Genomic DNA, 18,659 nt, shown 5'->3' with positions numbered 1-18,659 from the left:
TTTGCGTTGTTTAGCGGGGCGGTTTTCGCCCCGCCGCGCGAAGTCCAACTCGGTCAGTTCCGCAGGAGTGGGATCAGTCGAAAACCTCGCCAGGATAAACGCCCCACAGGTCCGATTGCTTTATCCAGCCACGGACCCCGCCCATGTCCAGGCGGCACCATTGACCGGTGCACTCGCGCACGGTCCCGACCACGCCCGGCTCGATCTCGGCGGCAAGCGCCGATGTTTCGCTGGCATCGCGGCGCATATTGATCATCGAACCCTGATTGTTCTTGAGCCACGGAGCGGTGATGGCGGTTCGCTTGCCGGAGAGCAGCGACTGGTAAACCCAGCCTTCCGTGCCGTCCGCATCGCGGATACGGCGCCAGTTATCGTATTCCTGGATGATCTCGACCGGCAATCCAGCCTTCATGAAAAGCCATGAAACCGCATAGTCACGCCCGGGTCCGACGCGCAGATTGACGCGGGCCGGTTTAAGGCTGACGAAACGCGGTACGGGAAGCCCGCTGGCGCCCACGGAGGTGCCGGCGGGTTCCGCAGCCTGTGCGCCATGGTTTTGGGAGGCGCCAAGCGGCGCCAGAAAGAGAAAAAATGCCAGAAAGCCAAGCATGGCCATCATGAAGCGTTGCGAAAGTACTCTGTACAAACTGCGACCTCTCGCCGTCCTGTCACGACAGAACGGTAGCGGCTTCGGCAGTTTACGGGGGCTGCGAGGCGACGGTGCCGTCCTGTTTTCAGATCGTGCATCCATCTGTGCGTTACAGATCGATATCCGACCGAATTATTTGATTTTTAACGCCTGTCTTCGGAAAGCCATTGCAGGTTTTCCAGGAGGCGCCTGAAGTTTCCGGTTTTTCTTTGTCTTTGCCGCTTCGCCTTGATAGAGATGTTCAGCCGAAGCAATATCCCATATTGCACCGCCTTGGTTAAGGAGGTCTCAACATGAAGCTTCGGTTAACGCATTTTCGGGAAATGTGGGAGTAGGTTTCCCTTGGAAATGTGCAGGAAATTTCTTGGAGCGCGCCCTGTCGGTTGGTTACAATACAGGCCGTTCCAGGGGCTTTGCTCAACAATGGGGTGGAGATGTCGAACAAGAAGAAACCGCTGGTCGTTCTTACGCGAAAATTGCCGGACCCAGTGGAAACCCGGATGCGGGAACTGTTTGATGCGCGTCTGAATATAGACGACCACCGCATGAATCAGCCGGAAATCATCGCTGCGATGAAAGAGGCGGACGTTCTGGTGCCCTGCATCACGGATGTCATCGACGCCGCGGCAATCGAGCAGGCTGGGCCCAATCTCAAGCTGATCGCGAATTTCGGCAACGGCGTGGACAATATCGACGTCACCGCCGCTGCAAAGCGGGGCATAACCGTCACCAATACGCCGAATGTCCTCACCGAGGACACCGCGGACATGACCTTGGCGCTTCTGCTCTCGGTGCCAAGACGTCTGGTGGAAGGCGCCAATGTGCTCGGTGAGCGCCACGGGCAGTGGCCGGGCTGGTCGCCGACCTGGATGCTCGGACGGCGCATCTGGGGCAAGCGCCTCGGCATTGTCGGCATGGGGCGTATTGGCACGGCCGTCGCCCGCCGCGCCAAGGCTTTCGGGCTTTCCATTCACTATCACAACCGCAAGCGCGTCAATCCGCAGGTGGAGGAGGAACTGGAGGCGACCTATTGGGATAGTCTCGACCAGATGCTGGCCCGGATGGACATCATCTCGGTCAACTGCCCGTCCACGCCTGCCACCTTCCATCTGCTCTCTGCCCGTCGCATCGCGCTGATGCAGCCGACCGCCTATATGGTCAACACGGCCCGCGGCCAGATCATCGACGAGAATGCGCTGATCGACCTGATCGAGCAGGGCAAGCTGGCCGGCGCCGGTCTGGATGTGTTCGAGAACGAACCTGCGGTCAATCCGCGTTTGCTGGCCCTTGCGGAAAAAGGCAAGGTCGTCCTGCTGCCGCATATGGGGTCGGCCACCATGGAGGGGCGCATCGACATGGGCGACAAGGTCATCATCAATATCAAGGCTTTTGTCGACGGGCATCGCCCGCCCGACCGCGTATTGCCGAACCGGGTTTAGCTTTTCCGGTTCGCGGTCTTCATTTGGTCGGCGTTCTTGCCGTCAATGAAGCGCAGCACCGTCTGCGCATAAAGGCGCGGATTTTCGACCGGCACGCCATGTCCGGCATCGGGCAGGATAATCAGTTGCGCGCCCGGTATCTGGCTGGCGATGAATTCCGTATGTTCGCGCGAGATGGCCGTATCATGGTCGCCGATGACAATCGCCGTGCGCACGCGAATGTCCGAGAGTTCCTCGCCGGTATAGTTCGGCTCGTTTGCCCACAGCGCATGGATTTCCCTGTCGATGCTCTCATAGTGGCGCAGTTCCGGTATCGGCTTTCCCTCTGCGCGGGCTTCGGCATAGCCGGTATTGCCATCAGGCGTCACGTTCGCCGCCTGCGCGAACAGGCTTTTCAGCCGTTCGGGGTAGCGCATGGCGATGTCGAGACCGATAATGCCCCCATCGCTCCAGCCGACGAGATCAACCTTGTCGATGCGGAGAAAGTCGAGCAGCGCCACATAATCGTCAGCCATCAACCCGTAGGTGATGGGATCTTTGGTGCGGGTGGAACGCCCCTGTCCGCGACTGTCCGCAACGATCACCATGTGATGACGCGCGAGAATCGGCAGTTGGGCATCCCACACGTGCTGGTCGGACAGACCGCCGGGAATGAGCAGGATTGGCGATCCCTTTCCAACGATCCGGTAATACATTTCGATGCCGTTGACCTCGGCAAAGGTGGGAGGCGAGGCGGGAATGGCCATGCGCGCAACCTTCTCAGTCGAAACGGGGGAAGGAAAAGACAAGACGAGGCCGATCAGCAAGGCGGCTATCGTCGATGTCGTCTTCCCCTTCATGAATTCCCTGTCTTATTTTCAGGGTCTGCGGATAAGCGTCGGCAGATTGTAGAGATAGGCGATGCGCTTGATCGCGTCCTGCAGCGGTTCCAGCGTAACCGTCATCGTATGGCCGCTCGCATGGATCAGCATATCGGGCGATGCGCAGATGGCGACATGGCCCTTCCAGAAGACGAGATCGCCGCGCTGCAGATTTGAATAGGTCGCATCGGGCTCGACGATTTCACCGAGCGCATCCTGCTGCATGTCGGAATCGCGCAGAACCTTTCTGCCCGCCACCCACATGGAGAGTTGCACGAGGCCGGAACAATCGATGCCGAAACCCGACGTGCCGCCCCACAGATAGGGCGTGTGGAGGAGCGTTTCGGCAACGGTCACATAATCCGCCGCATGTTCGCTCACCGGGGCAAGATGGCTTGCAATCAGTGCCTCGCCGCTTTCCAGCAGCGCATATTTCGTGCCGCGCGTCTCGGCAGCCCCGACGATGCGCAGGCGTGAACCGAGCGACAGCGCCTTGGTGTGCGGGAAACGGAGATCGGAGCCGGGATAAACAAAGGTGCGCGGCACCACCACCATATGCGTGGCCTCGCCTGCCGGACGTTCCAGCGCGGCAGAGGAGACGTAACCGGTATAACCGTCGCGTTCGGCCTGCACCCACGACCAGCCGTCCATTTCCTCGAAGACGCGGACGGAATCGCCAAAGATCATCTGGGTCTGCGGTCCGCTGTCCATGCGCGGTTCGCCCCGCAGATCGACAACCGGGGCGGAAACCTGCATCGGCGTTCCGGCGGCAAAACGCGCAGCTTCCACCTGACCGGTCAGCCTTTCATCGGCGAGGTCGGGACGGTAGGCGTTGAGACGGCGGTCGAGCATGGTCAAAGTGGTAACTCCCTGGCTTTGGCGATCACCAGATCGCCCAGTTTTTCGACATAAAGTGCACCGGCGACCGTCCTCTTTACTAGCACATTTCGCCGGTCTTTTTCATCACGATGCCGGGAGACGAACTCAAGCGCGCCCATCGTGTCGAGCGCGCGGGTGATAACCGGCTTGGTGACGTTCAGTTTCGCTGCAAGTCCCCGCACTGTATGCGGCGGGGGCTCCAGATAGATGGTCAGGAGAATGGCTGTCTGCCGCGTGGTGAGATCGGGCATCTCATCACGCACCTGTTCCAGCGACAGGGTTCTCAGCAATGTCAGCGCCTGCAACGGCTTCAGCTCAATTGGCATCCGGTCCCACCCAAACGGGGATTGTTTCGGAACCGTTTTATTCAATCTACTTTCGGCGTTTCAGGCAAGCGGATTCAGCGCGCCGGATAGCGTTCCTTCAAAAGCTGGTAAAGAGCGCGTATTGCCTGCGCTTCGCCGCCGACCGGAGAGGCGGGCTTTTCAACCGGCACCCAGCCGAAAATGTCGAAATGGGCCCAGCTTCGAGCCTTTTCGATAAATTTGCTGAGGAAAAGCGCTGCCGTCACGGATCCGGCGAACCCGTCGGTAGTGACATTGTTGATGTCGGCGATTCGCGAGGAAAGTTTTTGCGCATAGGGCTTCCAGAGCGGCATGCGCCATAGCGGGTCCGCTGTCGCTTCCGCGCATTGAGCGATGGAAGCGGCAAGCCTGTCATCATGCGTATAGAATGGCGGCAGGTCGGGGCCAAGCGCGACACGCGCAGCCCCCGTCAGCGTCGCCATGTCGATCACGAGTTCAGGCTCTTCCTCGTCGGCCAGCGTCAGGGCGTCGGCAAGGACCAGTCGGCCTTCCGCATCGGTATTGCCGATTTCGACGGTCAGTCCTTTTCGACTTTGCAGCACGTCGCCCGGCCGGAAGGCATTGCCGGCAATCGAGTTCTCCACGGCCGGGATGAGCACCCGCAGCCGCACCGGCAATTGCGCATCCATGACCATGGAGGCGAGACCCAGCACATTGGCGGCTCCGCCCATGTCCTTTTTCATCAGGAGCATGCCGCTTGCCGGTTTGATGTCGAGACCGCCGGTATCGAAGCAGACGCCCTTGCCCACCAGCGTGATTTTCGGGTCGCCCGCCTTGCCCCAGCCAAGATCGATCAGGCGCGGGGCAATGGCGCCAGCGCGACCGACCGCGTGGACCATCGGAAAATTCTTTTCCAGAAGCGCATCGCCTTCCGTGACGGCAATGTCGGCCTTGTATTTTTTCGCCAGTTCACGGGCGGCGTTTTCGAGGGCATCCGGCCCCATGTCGTTGGTCGGCGTGTTGATGAGGTCGCGCACCAGCGTCACCGCGCCGGCGATGCGGCGGAGTTCGGCTTCGTCCAGGCCGTCCGGCAAGGCCAGTCGGACCGCCTTGCCATTGGCCTTGCGATAACGCGTGAAATCATAGCCGCCCATCAGGAAGCCCAGAACTGCAAGCGCTGCATCATCGACCGTGCCGTCGATATGCCAGTCGCCCTCCGGGAGGCTGCGCGCGAGCTTTCCGGCCAGAAGCTGCGACTGGCCGGTCTTTTCATCGCCGGTCCCAAACAGTGCACCCGATACCGATCCGTCCGCGCCGGGGAGGGCGAGCACACGTCCGGCTTCGCCATCAAAGCCATTGGCCTTGGCCCATGCAACTGCTGCGGCGGGAAGGCCGGAAGTTTCCAGACCGCCCTTCGGCGTAAACCAGATAGGGCGGCTTTGTTCGGATTTTCGGGAAAGAAGTTCGACAGACATGATGCTCTTTCTGGCCAGTAAGCGATGTCCGGCAAAAGCGCTGGGATTTTGTCGGAAGTTCATAAAAACAAGCAGATGGCGCACGCCGAAAAGTGTGAAGCGGTTTCCGGACAAGATGCGCGCCAAAACAAACAGATAGCGCGATTATTGCCGCGCGGAAACCAAAACCGCAATCGCTTTGTTAACCAATCATTAGGGTTAACGGATTATTGATTTATCAGGAATTGGGCTTGAGGGGGCATGGGCGCATCGTCCGGCCTTGATCATGTCTCCGAATCCCGAACCGGTTTCGGGATGAGACATGCATGAAACGAGAGACTGAAGCATGTCGGGTCACGACGCGCTTCGGCAGGAGAGGCGGGATGCTGAACATCGCTCGAAAAGACGCTATCGCAACACGTCTCGGTTTCGCCTGCATTCTTTCAGCATTGGTTCTTTCCGGCTGCACATCGGTTGACCGGACGACGACAGGCTCGGTGCGCCGCGCGGCAACGGTTGCGACTTTCGATCACATGAACGACGCGCAGCTTGCTGCAATGGCCGGGCGGCTTGGCGCACAATATGAACGCAATCCGAAGGATCGCCAGACCGCGCTCAACTATGCCAATGTGCTGGGCCGCCTTGGCCGCAACGATCAGGCGTTGGCGGTCATGCGGGCGCTCGCCATCGTCTACCCGAAGGATCAGGCTGTTCTTGCAGCCTATGGCAAGGCGCTTGCGGGAGCGGGCCAGTTTGACGGCGCGCTCGACGCCATTCGCCGCGCTCAGAACCCGGCCTATCCCGACTGGAAGCTGGTTTCCGCGGAGGGTGCCATCCTCGACCAGATGGGCAGGAAGGAAGAAGCCCGCGCGACTTATCAGAAGGCGCTGCAGCTTCAGCCGAATGAACCGTCGATCATCTCCAATATGGGAATGTCCTATCTTCTGGCCGGTGATGCCCGAACGGCAGAAACCTATTTCAAACAGGCCGCAGCCGCGCCCGGTGCCGATAGCCGCGTGCGCCAGAACCTCGCCCTGTCGGTCGGTCTGCAAGGCCGCTTTCAGGAAGCCGAGGCGATTGCCGCGCAAGAGATTTCTCCGCAACAGGCAAAGGCCAATACGGATTATCTCCGATCAATGCTCGCGCAGCAGAACTCCTGGAACATGCTCAAGGACAAGCCGAAAGGCTGACCCCCCTATCAGTTTCCGCCGAACAATCCGCCCTGCGCCGATATCTGGATGAAGGCCGGACCGAGGATGACGATAAAGAGCACCGGCAGGAAGAAAACAATCATCGGAACGGTAAGTTTCGGCGGCAGGGCCGCCGCCTTCTTTTCCGCTTCCAGCAGACGCAGGTCGCGGCTTTCCTGAGAAAGCGTGCGCAGCGCCTGCGCGACCGGCGTGCCGTAACGCTCCGCCTGAATCAGCGCCTGCGTGACCGATTTCACCGGTTCCAGACCGGTGCGATTGGCGAGATTTTCATAGGCCTGACGACGTTCCGGCAGGAAGGAAAGCTCGGCATTGGTCAGCATCAGTTCTTCGGCAAGCTCGACGGACTGGATGCCGATTTCGTCAGCCACCCGGCGAAAGGCAGCTTCGGTGGACATGCCCGATTCAACGCAGATCAGCATCAGGTCGAGTGCATCCGGCCAGGCCCGCCGGATGGATTGCTTGCGTTTGGTTGCGCGGTTCGAGACGTAGAGGTTGGGCGCGTAAAAACCGGCATAGCCTGCAAAAATGCAGACGAGAAGGCGAACGAAGAACGTCTGATCGGCAAGCACCCCCAGTACGAAAATGTAGATTGCCGCAACGGCCATTGCCCCGAACGGCAGCACGAAACGCAAAAACAGGAAGATGTTGAGTGGGTTTTGCCCCCGGAAGCCAGCCTGCCGGAGCGAAGCGACCGTCTTTTCGTCGGCCAGAGCCCGTTTGAGATCCAGCTTTTCGACGAATTCCCGGATGCCGGGCTTCTGCTGATGACGCAGGCTGCCGCGCCGGTCGCTTTCGGCTGCCAGACGGGCCCGCTCGCGTGAGCGAATGGCTTCGCGTTCGGTGGCGACCGATTTCATGCGCGATTTGAGCGCGCTGCCGCTCAGTACCGGCAGGAGAATGGTCACCACGGTAGCAAAGACCGCGACCATGATCAGCGCGCCGATCAGAAACTGGGGATCGGACAATTTCTGTGTGAGGAGAGAAAACATATCCGGTGCCTCACATATCGAAGTTGATCATGTTCTTCATGATGAAGATGCCTGTCAGCATCAGCACGGCTGCAATGCCCAGGAGCATATGGCCGGTCGAAGACGTGAAAAGCAGCGTCATATAGAGCGGGCTTGTCAGGTAGACGAGAACCATGACGATGAAGGGCAAGGCGCCGATAATTGCAGCCGAAGCCTTGGCTTCCATGGAAAGCGCATTGACCTTGGCCTTCATCTTCTTCCGGTCGCGCAGAACCTTTGAAAGATTGTTGAGCGCCTCGGAAAGATTGCCGCCCGCCTGTGCCTGTATCTGGATGACGATGGCGAAGAAATTGGTTTCGGGGCAGGGCATGGAATCGGGCATCTTGCCGACCGCCTCGGGGATGGAAAGCCCGATCTGTTGCGCCTCGACGACCTTCTTGAACTCGCTCTTGACCGGTTCAACCGCCTCGCTCGCAATGAGCCGCAAGCCGTCATTGAGCGGGAGCCCGGCGCGGGTCGCGCGCACGATGACATCGAGCGCATTGGGAAATTCCTCGAGGAATTTTTTCAGTCGCTGCTTGCGCCTGTGCAGCACAAACCAGCGCGGCAGGCCGAAGAAACCGGCAATCGCTATACCGGGCAGGAAAAGCAGCGGTGCACCGAAGAGCAGTGCGACGAATGTGGCGAAAAACGCAGCCGCACCGGAATAAAGATAGAATTTCTGCAAGGTGAGCGTGAGCCCGGCCTGGGTCAGCAGAATGCGCAGGGGTGGATATTTCTGGTTCTTCTCGCGCTGCTTTTGCCGGGCTTCCAGATCCTTGATATTGTCCTGCAGCTGCTTGCGGCGCTTCTGGATGTCGGCATTTCTGTCGCGCTCGCTGCGCGTTATCGCCCGTTCCGAACCGCTGTTGCGCACGGTTTCGAAGCGGCGCGCCGCATGATCCTTCTTGCCGAGCTTTTCATAAAAGAGCGCATAGAACAAAGCCGCGCAGGCGATGACGGCAAGCACCACGAACATCACAATGCTGGCGGACCCTGTCATGCACCAGCCCTTTCCATGCCGTCGAGCACGGAGGCAAGGCGGCTATCCTCATTATAGTAGCGGGCGCGCTCCCAGAAGGCGGGGCGTCCGATGCCGGTCGAGCTATGGCTGCCGAGAATGCGTCCCGAAGCGTCCTCCCCCTTGATATCGTAGAGAACGAGATCCTGGGTCGTGATGACGTCACCTTCCAGCCCAACCACTTCCGTAATGTGGGTGATGCGGCGGGAACCGTCGCGCAGGCGTGCGGCCTGGATGATGATATCGACCGAACCGACGATGATCTCGCGCACGGTCTTTTGCGGCAGCACATAGCCGCCCATGGCGATCATGGCTTCCATGCGGTTGAGGCATTCACGCGGGCTGTTGGCGTGTATCGTGCCCATCGAACCATCGTGGCCCGTATTCATGGCCTGCAGGAGATCGAATACCTCGGGTCCGCGCACTTCGCCCACGATGATGCGTTCGGGCCGCATGCGCAGGCAGTTCTTCACAAGGTCGCGCATGGTGACTTCGCCTTCGCCTTCCAGATTGGGCGGGCGGGTTTCCAGACGCACCACATGTGGCTGCTGCAGTTGCAGTTCTGCCGAGTCTTCGCAGGTGATGATGCGTTCGTGCGTGTCGATATAGCGTGTCAGGCAGTTCAGAAGCGTGGTCTTGCCCGAACCGGTGCCGCCGGAAATGATGACATTGCAGCGCACCCGGCTGATGATCTGCAGCAGTTCCGCCCCGGCATTCGATATCGCGCCGAACCGCACCAGCTGGTCGAGCGTCAGCTTGTCCTTGCGGAATTTGCGGATGGTCAGGGTGGGACCGTCGAGCGACAGCGGCGGAGCAATGACGTTGACGCGCGAACCGTCGGGCAGGCGGGCGTCGCAGATCGGGCTCGATTCGTCCACGCGGCGTCCGACCTGACTCACGATGCGCTGGCAGATGTTGAGAAGCTGCTGGTTGTCGCGAAAACGGATGCCGGTTTCCTGCAGCAGGCCATCCACTTCGATATAGGTCCGGCGCGAGCCGTTCACCATGATATCGGCGATGTCGTCGCGGGAAAGAAGCGGCTCCAGCGGACCATAGCCCAGCACGTCATTGCAGATGTCATCGAGCAGTTCCTCCTGCTCGGCAATCGACATGACGAAGTTCTTGATGGCGATGATGTCATTGACGATGTCGCGGATTTCCTCGCGCGCGGCATCGGGCGCCATGCGGGACAATTGCGACAGGTCGATCGTATCGATCAGCGCCGAGAAGACCTGCGATTTGGTGTCGTAATAGCTCTCGGTCTTTTCGCGGCCATGACCGCTGGATTGATGCGTGCCGGGCTGATGCGAGCCCGTCGGCCCGGATGTTTTCGCGAGCGTGCCCGGATGGGCCGCCTGCGTGCGGGATGGCTGCATGACCGGTTGGGCCGGTGCGGGCATGGCGGCTGGCGCGGCAGGTTTGGGCGCGGGCGGTCGCGTTCCGCTTTCCGGCCTGTTTCCCGTATCGTTGCCTCTTCTGCCGAACATGATTCCCTGCCGTTACTTGGTCTTGCGTGCAAACTTGCCCAACAGGCTCGATATGCCGCTCTTCTTGCGCGGTTGCACATCGGCCCTGCCGGTCACGACATGCGCAATGTGGCTGATGGCTTCGGCAACCGGGCTTTCCGGATTGGTCTCCGCGATCATTCGGCCATTATTGGCGGCATTGCCGAAAAGTTGCGGATCGAAGTCGATGGTGGCGATGGGATCGATGCCGAGCGGTTCCGCAAAATCGGCGATTGCGATTTCCGGCCGCTTCGGAATGCCCATCTGGTTGAGGACGAGATGCGGCTTCACATCATTGGGGCGCAGCTGCGCCAGCGTGTCGAGGAGGTTTTTCGTGTTGCGAAGATTGGCAAGATCGGGCGTTGCGACGATCACCACTTCATCGACGCGCATCAGGGTGGTCCGCGTCCATCCGCTCCAGCCGTGAGCTACGTCCAGCACGACCAGCGGAGAACTGCGCTGGGCGACGTCGATCAGTTCGGCAAAGGCGTCTTCGGCGAAGTCGAATGTCCGCTCCAGGCTCGAAGGTGCCGCGAGGATCGACAGATGGTCCCCATATTGGACGAGCAGCCGGTCGAGATAGACCTCGTCAATGCGTTCCGGTGAAAAGACAGCATCGGCAATGCCGAGCGTCGGGTCCTGATCGAAGTTGATATTTGCCGTGCCGAAGGGCAGGTCCATGTCCGCCAGCACGACATCGTGACGGAACATATTGGAGATCGACCAGGCGACATTATGGGCGATGGTCGATGCGCCGACGCCGCCTTTCGCGCCGATGAAGGCGATGGAGCGGCCAAGCGGTTCCGCACCCGGGTCGAGAAAGATCGATGAGACGATGGCCAGAATGTCGGCGAGCGACACAGGCGCCACGATATATTCCGAAACGCCGCGCCGCAGCAATTCGCGATAGAGCCAGACTTCGTTGGAATGGCCGATGACCATGACCTTCGAGCCGGGATCGCAGACTTCCGACAGCTGCTGCAATTCTTCGAGCAGCACATTGGGTTCGGACGCCGATTCGACGATGATCAGGTTGGGGGTGGAGGCGGTCTGATAGAATTCGATTGCAGCCGCAACGCCGCCCATCATGACTTTCAGATGGGTCTTTGCCATGCGCCGGTCGCCGCCTGCGCGCTCGATCGGAATCGCGACGCTTTCGTTCACGCAGAAAGCCTGGATGGAAATGCGCGGAATAGGGCGCACATTTTCAAGCATGATCGGCGCACGGCCTGTTTCCGGTGCTTCGTCCTCCGGTTCGAACGCGAAGTTGCTCATGGCGCCCTCTTAATACTCGGCCTGCTGGCTGCGGGGTTCGCGCCAGTTTTGCGTCTGTGCAGGCGACATTTTCACATAGCCCTGATTGCCGTTGAGTCGTGCCGTCGCGCGATCCGAATCGATAGGCGTCATGGTGCGCGGCCCAAGAAGATCGGCCGGGTTGGCGACCTGCGCGGCCAGATTGTTCTGCGAGGCGCAGCCAAAATTGGCGTAATGCTTGTTTTCAGGGGTGCTGGCGAGGTCATCCGGCCAGCGGCCGCACGGCGTCGTGCCGGCCGTTATCGCGTAATAGCTGATGCGGATCGGGGCTGCCGCATCCGGGCTTTCGACCGGATAGTTTTCGATGGCGATATTGTTTGCCTTGATGCCGCTGCGCCGCAGCGTTGCCGCTACCTCTGTGCTCAGCCGGTATGCTGCGGCCTGATTGGACGCGCCTGAAGGCACCAGAACATAAAGCATGCCGGAGCCGCTGCGCCGGTAATTGGCGATTGCGCCCTGAACGATGCCGCGCTGCATCGGGCTCAGCTTCTGGTCGGCCTGTGCGATCGGAATATCGGTAACCTGTTCCCGCTCGGCAATCGTGATCGGGTGATTGGTGCGATAATCGTCCGGTAGCGCGCCCACGGTGACGTGCTGGCGGTTCGCGCAACCCGCAAGAAGGGCCAGCGACAGGGCAATGAGCGCTGGTCGGGCGGAAATCCTGCAAAAGCCTCTGACTGAATAGGTCATGATCTGTCCCCGCTCACTTGTAGATATAACCGACGACGCCGTTGTAGCGACCGGGCGGCAATTTGGTTTCCATCGTGCCGTAAACGCGATTGACCTTGCCGAGGATGTATCCCGCGCCATCGCTGGCCGGGTTGAGATTGTCGTCAGGGCGCGCAAGCTGCTGGCGGGCGACCGGTCGCGCCAGATAAGGCGTGACGATCACCACCAGTTCGGATTCGTTGCGAATGAAATCCTTGCTGCGGAATAGCGCGCCGAGGACTGGAATCTTGGTGAGGCCCGGAAAGCCGGAAACCGACTGGCGCACTTCATCGCGGATCAGGCCGCCGATCATCATGGAACCGCCGGACGGCAGTTCCACAGTCGTGTCGGCAACGCGCTTTCGCAGCGACAGGACGCTCGCGCCAACGCCTTCCATCTTGTTTGTCGTGCCAGCGCCTTCAGTTGTCGGCTCCGAGACGGAGGTTCTGATTTTCAGGCTGATGCGTCCCGGCCCCAGCACGGTCGGCATGAATTCCAGACCGATGCCATAATTGATCTTGGCCAGCTGATTGGTGCGTTTTCCGTCGTCGTCATAGGTCACGCTGTTGATGACATTATATTCGCCGCCGACATTGAAAGCCGCCTTTTCACCGGAGATTGCGGTCAAGGTAGGTTCGGCGAGGGTCTTCATCACGCCTGCCGATTCCATCGCCCGCAGATAGGCGGAAAAGTTGCTCGTCGCGAGGCCGAACCCGGTATCGGAAAGGTTGTTGCCGATGGCGCCTGCGATATTCTCGGAAATCCCGCCGTAGGAAATACCGTTTGATACGCCGCTGCCCGTCATGTTGACGCCAAGCTGCTTCATGACGGAGCGGCTGACCTCGGCGACGGTGACTTTCAGCGTCACCTGATCCTCGCCGACGATGGTGAGCATATTGACGATTGCGCTCTGCCGACGCCCCCAGTCGGGATTGTTGATGGCGACACCGCCGCCATCGGTCGGGGCGGAGGCCGTGGTTGAATATTGACCGGTTGTTGCTTCGCCACCGGAAACGAAAAGACCGGCAAGCTTTGCGGCCTGCGCCGAATCCTGCGGGGTCTGCACGGTTCCGGTCAGCACCACATTGTCGTTGATGAGTTCGACGCGAATATCGGAACCCGGGATGAGGCGCTTGAGCTGGGACGAAAGCCCGCTCACGTCCCGCTCGATCTCGACATCGATCGATGCGACCTGCTCGCCATTCTGTCCGAAGACAAAGATATTGGTCTGTCCGACCTGCTTGCCGAAAAGATAGATGCGCCGCGACGTGCGCGTCACAGCATCGGCTATCGTCGGATTGGAGACGAGAACGTCATAGGCGTCCTGCGGGAGATCGAGGACAACCGATTTGTTGAGGCCGAGCTTGATCGTCTGCGGACGCTGCTGGCTGCCAACCTTGACGATGCCTGCCGCCGCCATTGCGGTCATGTCGGCGAGAGGCAGGGAAACGGTTGCAAGCGCGCCGGCCAACAGCGCGATCCTTGCGGAATATGGGCGCACGCGGTTTGTCTTTCTCATGAGCGCGGTCCTATTTCTGTAACGCTGCCGGATTTGATGACCTTGACCGTCCCGCTGCGGGTGGGCGAAGAAACCAGATAGTCCGCCTGCTTGATGTCCCTGTCCTCGACATCCTGTGTCGAGCGAAGCGCCAATGTCAGGCGGTCTGCCATCTGCTGGGCAACGGTGATGATTTCGGCCTGTTCCGGCGTCACTTCCAGCGTCGCGGTCTGGCCAACCATGACCTTGCGGCCCTGCTCGTCTTCCTGGATCGCCTGGTCGATTGCCAGAACCCGCACATTCTGCAGCACGGTTTCGGTGGTGAAGGGTGTGAGCGACTTGTCGCCATTGTCCGGCTTGCGGCGGGTCATGATGACATCGACGAAATCATTGGGAAGAATGAAGCCGCCCGCCGAACTTTCGGCATTGATCTGCGTCGCGACGGCGCGCATGCCGGGCGGCAGGATCGACGACATGAAGCTCTGTCCCGGACCGATGAGCTTGGCCTTGCGGATCGGCTCGCCCGTGAAGAACTGCAGCCGGACCGTGGCGCCGCTCAGTTGATTGATGGCATCGGGTTCGCTCGCGCGTGTGATATAGCCTTCGCTGATAGCCTCGGCCGGCCAGGGCTGCCAGCGCATCTGCGATGTGAGCTCCGCGCCGACACCAAGATTTTCGGTGGCGACGAGCACGTCCTCCAGTTTGATCTGCGGTGCTTCAGGGGCGGCGACGACGGGCGCAGGCGGCGGCGTGGCAAGGTTCATGGCAATATAGCCAGCGCCACCAGCCGCAAGAACGGCTACTCCTAAAATGAGCAGTCGAGCTGATTTCATGATATGCCCCGCGCAAATCCCCACGCCTTGATGACGTGTTCCAAAATTGCACTGGCAATCGTGTAATTATGGTTAATATAATCTTATTCGCATAAAGAAAGATTGAAATTACACGTAGGCGTTGTGCGCCAAAGCGTTCAAAAGATTCCAACCATAAAGGCTTTCATCGATTCTCCGACCGGCGTCAGCGGAAATGTCCAGAGACCGGCAGCGCCAAGCGCAACGCCGTAGGGAATGCCTACATCCTTGCGGGCGAGCGTGCCCATGAATGCAAAGCGGTCAGCCAGAAGCGGGCGCGGAACCATCCGGTAGAGGATGATCGTGAGCGTGAGAACACCGCCGAGGATCGAAACCATCACGAGATAATCCATGAGGCTGGGATCGGGGCCGTACCACAAGGCCGTCGCCGCGATCAGCTTGGCGTCACCGCCACCCATGGCGCGAAGGCAGAAGAGTGCAAAGGTGATGATGAGCGCGATGCCGCCAACCGCCAGATGCCAGCCGAAATCGGAAAGGGAATTGCCGCAAAGTGGCGCGAGCAGGAGAAAACCGAGCGTCAGCCCGATGGAAACACGGTTGCGGATCGTCATCGACGTCAGGTCGGTGACGATGGCCGTCACCATTGCCAGAGCGAAGATTGCCGTCATAACTGTTGCCGTCATGGCCATTGCTGTCATTGCCGCCCCCGCGTCAACTGTCACCCCACCGTCTGCACGGAATTGTCCTTATGCCTAGCGGTTCGTCGCCTGTTCGAACTGTCTCGCCGTTTCGTTGAATTTGTCGCCGACACTGCCGGCCATGAGCGCGACGCCGCTTATGATCGCAATGGAAACGAGCGTGCCGATCAGCGCATATTCGATCGCTGTCGAACCGGCCCTGTTCTTCATGAAACGCGTCATCAATGTCGGCATCGCATGCTCCTCGCTGTCCCGAACGCGCTGGTTTTTGGGAGTGCGCTTTAATTTCGGATGTGCTGAAGCATAGGAGAGAGGAATTGTGGCCCTCTTAACAGGTATGGTTAACGAAGTGCTGCAGCGCTCGCGAGACGGCGCCAATCGCGCGATTGGTTAATCTTTGGCGAATTGCGGGCACGGTCTGCACTGATGGGTGGCGACTTAATTCTTCCTTCACCAATCCCGTTCATTCTTTGCTCATTATATTGATGGGGCTTCATGAGCTTGGCCCATTATATCAGCGGGGGAATGTCGCGTGGGGCGTCGTTTGTTTTCTTTGGGTGGCTTCGGCGTGGTGCCTGCCATGGGCGCGGCTTTCATGGCCGTGATTGCGGTCGCACCGGCATCCGCGGAAGACTATATCGCCCTTGAAACCAGCCAGGCGCGTATTTTGCGGCTGGCGCGTCCCGCCGACAGCGTCGTGATCGGCAATCCGTCGATCGCCGATGCAGTCGTTCAGGACGCACAAACCATCGTCCTGACCGGCAAGGATTTCGGCGTCACCAATATCGTCGTCATGGACAAGCAGGGCGAACCGATCCTCGACCGTGAACTGGTCGTCTCCCGCAACACACGCGGAACGACGCGGATTTATCGGCAGGCCGAAGTGCAAACGCTTTCCTGCACACCCTATTGCGAAAAAGCCTCAACGAAGAACGGCTTCGACGACAAATAGCGATATTCGTGCGTGAGGCCGCGCTTGCGTTAATACTCTTTCAGGTTGTCCTGTTGTAACCATACGCCCAATCGAATTCTTGATCGAGTTCAGGCAGAATTGGGTGGGGTTATGACATTGGAGATCTTGGCGCGTCGCCTTGCGCGGGTGGGCGTATGCCTGCGCCGTTTCCCTCGTGCGCAAAATGGCGTGGCAGCGGTGGAATTCGTGCTGCTCATCGTTCCGTTCCTCCTCATCGTCTTCGCGACGATCGAGATCGGCGTGAGTTTTGCGGCACGCCAGGTCATAGCCAATGCGACGGAGACCGTGGCTCGCAAGTTGCAGACGTCGGGCAGGATCGGAGGCATCCAGATCAAAGACGCACCGATCAGCGTGGACGCCCTGCGCAATGAACTTTGTCAGCAGATGCAGTTCATGGTCGCGTCCGGCTGTCCCAATCTTTCGTTCAATCTTGGAACCTATGAAGGGTTCGGCCAGGTTCCGACGGACACGATTCTCGATGAAGAGGGCAAGCTCACGCGGACGGGCATTACCGGGACGAGCGGAACCTCCACCATCAACCAGCTCAACGTTGTTTACGCATGGCCGGTGCTGACGAACATCCTCTATCTGATGCAAAGTCCCCATGCTGCAGGCGGCACGATGCCGCTTTTTGCAACGCTTACCTGGCAGAACGAGCCTTTCCCGAACTGAGATAACCAACGCGCCCCGAAACCGGTTCAAACTTTTCGGGATGCATTCCAGAGGGATCCTCAGAGCGATCACCGGAGCGATCATTGTCATGCGTAACTATCTTCGGAATTTTCTGAGTGACCGGCGCGGCCTGGGAGCGGTTGAATTCGCGCTCATCGCGCCGCTCCTGCTTCTGATTTACCTGGGTTCCGTCGACCTTGCCGATGGGGTGGATACGAACAAGAAAGTGTCGCGCTCGGCGAGTGCCCTTGCCGATCTGGTCGCCCGCCAGTTGTCGGTCACGAAGAATGATCTGGACGACATGTTCAATATCAGCCGGGCTTCGCTTCTGCCCTATGGGCGGACCAGCCCGAAGATAAGGATCACCGCGATCAGGATCTATGGCGCCGCCAACAACCTGACGCCGAAAGTCGACTGGTCCTACGCCAATGCGGCGGATTTTGCCGTCAAGAAGGGTAGCACCGGTACTATTCCCTCCACGCTCGTGAGTGAAGGTTCTTATTTCATCAAGGTCGATGTCGAACTTGACTACAAGCCGCTCAATTCATGGATTTCCACGAGCATTCCGATGAGCGAAACCTATTATCTGGCGCCGCGCTATACGAACACGATCCCCTGCACCAATTGCTGAGCATCTTGGCATTGCGGGCAAAACTCAACATATAAGGGCAAAGCCGATGCACGGCTCTTGTTCAGGATCAGTTTTCAATGCCCGAATTACCAGAGGTCGAGACGGTTCGCCGTGGTCTGCAGCCCGTCATGGAAGGCGCGACCGTCAGCCAGGTCGAACAGCGCCGCCCGGACCTGCGCTTTCCCTTTCCAGACCGTTTTGCCCAACGTCTTTCGGGCCGGCGCATTTCGGCGCTCGGGCGCCGCGCAAAATATCTCACGATCCATCTTGATGACGGCCTTTCCGTCATCAGCCATCTGGGCATGTCGGGGTCGTTTCGCATCGAGACGGATGAGGGTGGCGATACGCCCGGCCAGTTCCATCACGAGCGTTCCAAGCTGAGTGCGCATGATCATGTGGTGTTTCACCTTCAGCGTGCCGATGGCGGCGCTGCCCGCGTGGTCTATAACGATCCGCGACGGTTCGGTTTCATGCTCTTTGCCGAAGAAGGCACGCTCGACAGTCATCCGCTGCTTGCGGGCCTTGGCATAGAGCCGACGGGCAATCTGCTTTCGGGCACTGTCCTGTCGGAACTCTTCGCGGGCCGCAAGGCACCCCTCAAGGCCGCGCTGCTCGACCAGCGGCTGATAGCTGGTCTCGGTAATATCTATGTCTGCGAGGCACTCTGGCGCAGCCACCTGTCGCCGATGCGTGCCGCCGGTTCTGTCGCACAGGACCCAGAAACCATGGAGCGGCTTGCTTCCGACATTCGAACGGTGATTGCGGAAGCCATTGCCGCAGGCGGCTCAACCCTCAAGGACTATATTCAGGCAGATGGCGCGCTCGGCTATTTCCAGCACTCCTTCTCCGTCTATGGTCGCGAGGGCGAGCCTTGCCGAAATCCCGCCTGCAACGGCTTTGTGGAACGGGCGGTACAGTCGGGACGTTCGACTTTTTTCTGTGCCTCCTGCCAGCAATGAATGCTTGAAAAAGAAGTCCTGCCAGTCCACTTTGCCCGCCAACCAGCCAGCCGTTGATGGAGGA

Annotated in this window: 21 protein-coding genes; 7 read left to right on the top strand and 14 right to left on the bottom strand. The window is 59.5% G+C overall.

The genetic code is table 11. The features are described from left to right. Positions 1-73: 73 nt before the first annotated feature. Positions 74-619, bottom strand: coding sequence for an SH3 domain-containing protein (locus ABWW28_RS14225; protein WP_021587637.1), 546 nt, complete (start codon positions 617-619; stop codon positions 74-76). 464 nt (positions 620-1,083) lie between these two features. Between ABWW28_RS14225 and ABWW28_RS14220 the strand changes: the two genes are divergently transcribed. Then, positions 1,084-2,088, top strand: a complete 1,005-nt coding sequence (locus tag ABWW28_RS14220) for a 2-hydroxyacid dehydrogenase (RefSeq protein WP_006473087.1) — start codon at positions 1,084-1,086, stop codon at positions 2,086-2,088. On the opposite strand, the gene ABWW28_RS14215 is transcribed toward ABWW28_RS14220, so the two are convergent. The 4 genes from ABWW28_RS14215 to ABWW28_RS14200 form a co-directional block, all read right to left on the bottom strand. Then, on the bottom strand, positions 2,085-2,927 hold the full coding sequence (locus tag ABWW28_RS14215; RefSeq protein ID WP_021587639.1) for an alpha/beta fold hydrolase: 843 nt from the start codon (positions 2,925-2,927) through the stop codon (positions 2,085-2,087). The two genes, ABWW28_RS14220 and ABWW28_RS14215, sit on opposite strands and share 4 nt — an antisense overlap. A gap of 18 nt (positions 2,928-2,945) precedes the next feature. Continuing rightward, on the bottom strand, positions 2,946-3,800 hold the full coding sequence (locus tag ABWW28_RS14210; RefSeq protein WP_031347147.1) for a C40 family peptidase: 855 nt from the start codon (positions 3,798-3,800) through the stop codon (positions 2,946-2,948). 2 nt (positions 3,801-3,802) lie between these two features. Further along, entirely contained in the window at positions 3,803-4,153 is a 351-nt protein-coding gene (locus tag ABWW28_RS14205; protein WP_006473086.1) for a MarR family transcriptional regulator, read from the bottom strand. 74 nt (positions 4,154-4,227) lie between these two features. Further along, complete coding sequence (locus ABWW28_RS14200) at positions 4,228-5,607, bottom strand: leucyl aminopeptidase family protein (RefSeq protein WP_353391206.1); 1,380 nt, start codon at positions 5,605-5,607, stop codon at positions 4,228-4,230. A gap of 24 nt (positions 5,608-5,631) precedes the next feature. Between ABWW28_RS14200 and ABWW28_RS14195 the strand changes: the two genes are divergently transcribed. Continuing rightward, a complete protein-coding gene (locus ABWW28_RS14195) occupies positions 5,632-5,820 on the top strand; it encodes a hypothetical protein (RefSeq protein WP_162713534.1) in 189 nt (62 codons plus the stop codon). 149 nt (positions 5,821-5,969) lie between these two features. Beyond that, entirely contained in the window at positions 5,970-6,776 is an 807-nt protein-coding gene (locus tag ABWW28_RS14190) for a tetratricopeptide repeat protein (RefSeq protein WP_021587642.1), read from the top strand. A gap of 8 nt (positions 6,777-6,784) precedes the next feature. Here the strand turns inward: ABWW28_RS14190 and ABWW28_RS14185 are convergent, their stop codons facing one another. The 9 genes from ABWW28_RS14185 to ABWW28_RS14145 form a co-directional block, all read right to left on the bottom strand. Next, the gene (locus tag ABWW28_RS14185) at positions 6,785-7,786 is read right to left on the bottom strand and encodes a type II secretion system F family protein (protein ID WP_183515826.1); all 1,002 of its coding nucleotides are present in this window, start codon (positions 7,784-7,786) and stop codon (positions 6,785-6,787) included. Between the two features lie 10 nt (positions 7,787-7,796). Beyond that, positions 7,797-8,807: a type II secretion system F family protein gene (locus ABWW28_RS14180; RefSeq protein WP_063619868.1), complete on the bottom strand. Its 1,011-nt coding sequence runs from the start codon at positions 8,805-8,807 to the stop codon at positions 7,797-7,799. Beyond that, positions 8,804-10,312 carry a TadA family conjugal transfer-associated ATPase gene (locus ABWW28_RS14175; protein WP_112672434.1) on the bottom strand — a complete coding sequence of 503 codons (1,509 nt, stop codon included), beginning with the start codon at positions 10,310-10,312 and terminating at the stop codon, positions 8,804-8,806. Before ABWW28_RS14175 ends, ABWW28_RS14180 begins: the two co-directional genes overlap by 4 nt. A 12-nt stretch (positions 10,313-10,324) precedes the next feature. After that, a complete protein-coding gene (locus ABWW28_RS14170; RefSeq protein WP_063619870.1) occupies positions 10,325-11,605 on the bottom strand; it encodes a CpaE/TadZ family protein in 1,281 nt (426 codons plus the stop codon). Between the two features lie 9 nt (positions 11,606-11,614). Beyond that, entirely contained in the window at positions 11,615-12,334 is a 720-nt protein-coding gene (locus ABWW28_RS14165; protein ID WP_063619871.1) for a CpaD family pilus assembly protein, read from the bottom strand. A 13-nt stretch (positions 12,335-12,347) separates the two neighbouring features. Beyond that, positions 12,348-13,871: a type II and III secretion system protein family protein gene (locus tag ABWW28_RS14160; RefSeq protein ID WP_112672436.1), complete on the bottom strand. Its 1,524-nt coding sequence runs from the start codon at positions 13,869-13,871 to the stop codon at positions 12,348-12,350. Then, entirely contained in the window at positions 13,868-14,683 is an 816-nt protein-coding gene (cpaB, locus tag ABWW28_RS14155; protein WP_006473082.1) for a Flp pilus assembly protein CpaB, read from the bottom strand. The genes ABWW28_RS14160 and cpaB overlap by 4 nt, the downstream gene beginning before the upstream one ends. 137 nt (positions 14,684-14,820) lie before the next feature. Continuing rightward, the gene (locus ABWW28_RS14150) at positions 14,821-15,360 is read right to left on the bottom strand and encodes an A24 family peptidase (RefSeq protein ID WP_410171000.1); all 540 of its coding nucleotides are present in this window, start codon (positions 15,358-15,360) and stop codon (positions 14,821-14,823) included. Between the two features lie 54 nt (positions 15,361-15,414). Further along, a complete protein-coding gene (locus ABWW28_RS14145; protein ID WP_006473080.1) occupies positions 15,415-15,594 on the bottom strand; it encodes a Flp family type IVb pilin in 180 nt (59 codons plus the stop codon). 298 nt (positions 15,595-15,892) lie between these two features. On the opposite strand from ABWW28_RS14145, the gene ABWW28_RS14140 reads away from it, so the two are divergent. The 4 genes from ABWW28_RS14140 to mutM all read left to right on the top strand — a co-directional run bounded on the left by ABWW28_RS14140 (position 15,893) and on the right by mutM (position 18,595). Beyond that, positions 15,893-16,312 (top strand): pilus assembly protein N-terminal domain-containing protein, encoded by a 420-nt coding sequence (locus tag ABWW28_RS14140; protein WP_112672440.1) that lies wholly within the window; start codon positions 15,893-15,895, stop codon positions 16,310-16,312. A 111-nt stretch (positions 16,313-16,423) separates the two neighbouring features. Continuing rightward, positions 16,424-17,005, top strand: a complete 582-nt coding sequence (locus ABWW28_RS14135) for a TadE/TadG family type IV pilus assembly protein (RefSeq protein ID WP_100647724.1) — start codon at positions 16,424-16,426, stop codon at positions 17,003-17,005. An 88-nt stretch (positions 17,006-17,093) separates the two neighbouring features. Next, positions 17,094-17,636 carry a TadE/TadG family type IV pilus assembly protein gene (locus ABWW28_RS14130; RefSeq protein WP_112672442.1) on the top strand — a complete coding sequence of 181 codons (543 nt, stop codon included), beginning with the start codon at positions 17,094-17,096 and terminating at the stop codon, positions 17,634-17,636. Between the two features lie 77 nt (positions 17,637-17,713). Continuing rightward, positions 17,714-18,595, top strand: a complete 882-nt coding sequence (gene mutM, locus ABWW28_RS14125; protein WP_112672444.1) for a bifunctional DNA-formamidopyrimidine glycosylase/DNA-(apurinic or apyrimidinic site) lyase — start codon at positions 17,714-17,716, stop codon at positions 18,593-18,595. Positions 18,596-18,659: the final 64 nt, after the last annotated feature.

The sequence above is a fragment of the Brucella sp. NBRC 14130 genome (assembly GCF_040371715.1).
Taxonomy (GTDB): Bacteria; Pseudomonadota; Alphaproteobacteria; order Rhizobiales; family Rhizobiaceae; genus Brucella; species Brucella intermedia.
Note: the sequence above shows the minus strand (reverse complement) of the source record. Positions and strands in the feature narration are given on the sequence as shown.

Bases quoted from the DNA above. Each gene is read 5' to 3' on its own strand.
- ABWW28_RS14185 (WP_183515826.1), bottom strand. From the start codon at position 7,786: ATGTTTTCTCTCCTCACACAGAAATTGTCCGATCCCCAGTTTCTGATC.
- ABWW28_RS14200 (WP_353391206.1), bottom strand. From the start codon at position 5,607: ATGTCTGTCGAACTTCTTTCCCGAAAATCCGAACAAAGCCGCCCTATC.
- ABWW28_RS14215 (WP_021587639.1), bottom strand. From the start codon at position 2,927: ATGAAGGGGAAGACGACATCGACGATAGCCGCCTTGCTGATCGGCCTC.
- ABWW28_RS14175 (WP_112672434.1), bottom strand. From the start codon at position 10,312: ATGTTCGGCAGAAGAGGCAACGATACGGGAAACAGGCCGGAAAGCGGA.
- ABWW28_RS14225 (WP_021587637.1), bottom strand. From the start codon at position 619: ATGATGGCCATGCTTGGCTTTCTGGCATTTTTTCTCTTTCTGGCGCCG.
- ABWW28_RS14145 (WP_006473080.1), bottom strand. From the start codon at position 15,594: ATGCCGACATTGATGACGCGTTTCATGAAGAACAGGGCCGGTTCGACA.
- ABWW28_RS14190 (WP_021587642.1), top strand. From the start codon at position 5,970: ATGCTGAACATCGCTCGAAAAGACGCTATCGCAACACGTCTCGGTTTC.
- ABWW28_RS14150 (WP_410171000.1), bottom strand. From the start codon at position 15,360: ATGACAGCAATGGCCATGACGGCAACAGTTATGACGGCAATCTTCGCT.
- ABWW28_RS14195 (WP_162713534.1), top strand. From the start codon at position 5,632: ATGTCCGGCAAAAGCGCTGGGATTTTGTCGGAAGTTCATAAAAACAAG.
- ABWW28_RS14205 (WP_006473086.1), bottom strand. From the start codon at position 4,153: ATGCCAATTGAGCTGAAGCCGTTGCAGGCGCTGACATTGCTGAGAACC.
- cpaB (WP_006473082.1), bottom strand. From the start codon at position 14,683: ATGAAATCAGCTCGACTGCTCATTTTAGGAGTAGCCGTTCTTGCGGCT.
- ABWW28_RS14160 (WP_112672436.1), bottom strand. From the start codon at position 13,871: ATGAGAAAGACAAACCGCGTGCGCCCATATTCCGCAAGGATCGCGCTG.
- ABWW28_RS14170 (WP_063619870.1), bottom strand. From the start codon at position 11,605: ATGAGCAACTTCGCGTTCGAACCGGAGGACGAAGCACCGGAAACAGGC.
- ABWW28_RS14135 (WP_100647724.1), top strand. From the start codon at position 16,424: ATGACATTGGAGATCTTGGCGCGTCGCCTTGCGCGGGTGGGCGTATGC.
- ABWW28_RS14220 (WP_006473087.1), top strand. From the start codon at position 1,084: ATGTCGAACAAGAAGAAACCGCTGGTCGTTCTTACGCGAAAATTGCCG.
- ABWW28_RS14165 (WP_063619871.1), bottom strand. From the start codon at position 12,334: ATGACCTATTCAGTCAGAGGCTTTTGCAGGATTTCCGCCCGACCAGCG.
- ABWW28_RS14180 (WP_063619868.1), bottom strand. From the start codon at position 8,807: ATGACAGGGTCCGCCAGCATTGTGATGTTCGTGGTGCTTGCCGTCATC.
- ABWW28_RS14210 (WP_031347147.1), bottom strand. From the start codon at position 3,800: ATGCTCGACCGCCGTCTCAACGCCTACCGTCCCGACCTCGCCGATGAA.
- ABWW28_RS14130 (WP_112672442.1), top strand. From the start codon at position 17,094: ATGCGTAACTATCTTCGGAATTTTCTGAGTGACCGGCGCGGCCTGGGA.
- mutM (WP_112672444.1), top strand. From the start codon at position 17,714: ATGCCCGAATTACCAGAGGTCGAGACGGTTCGCCGTGGTCTGCAGCCC.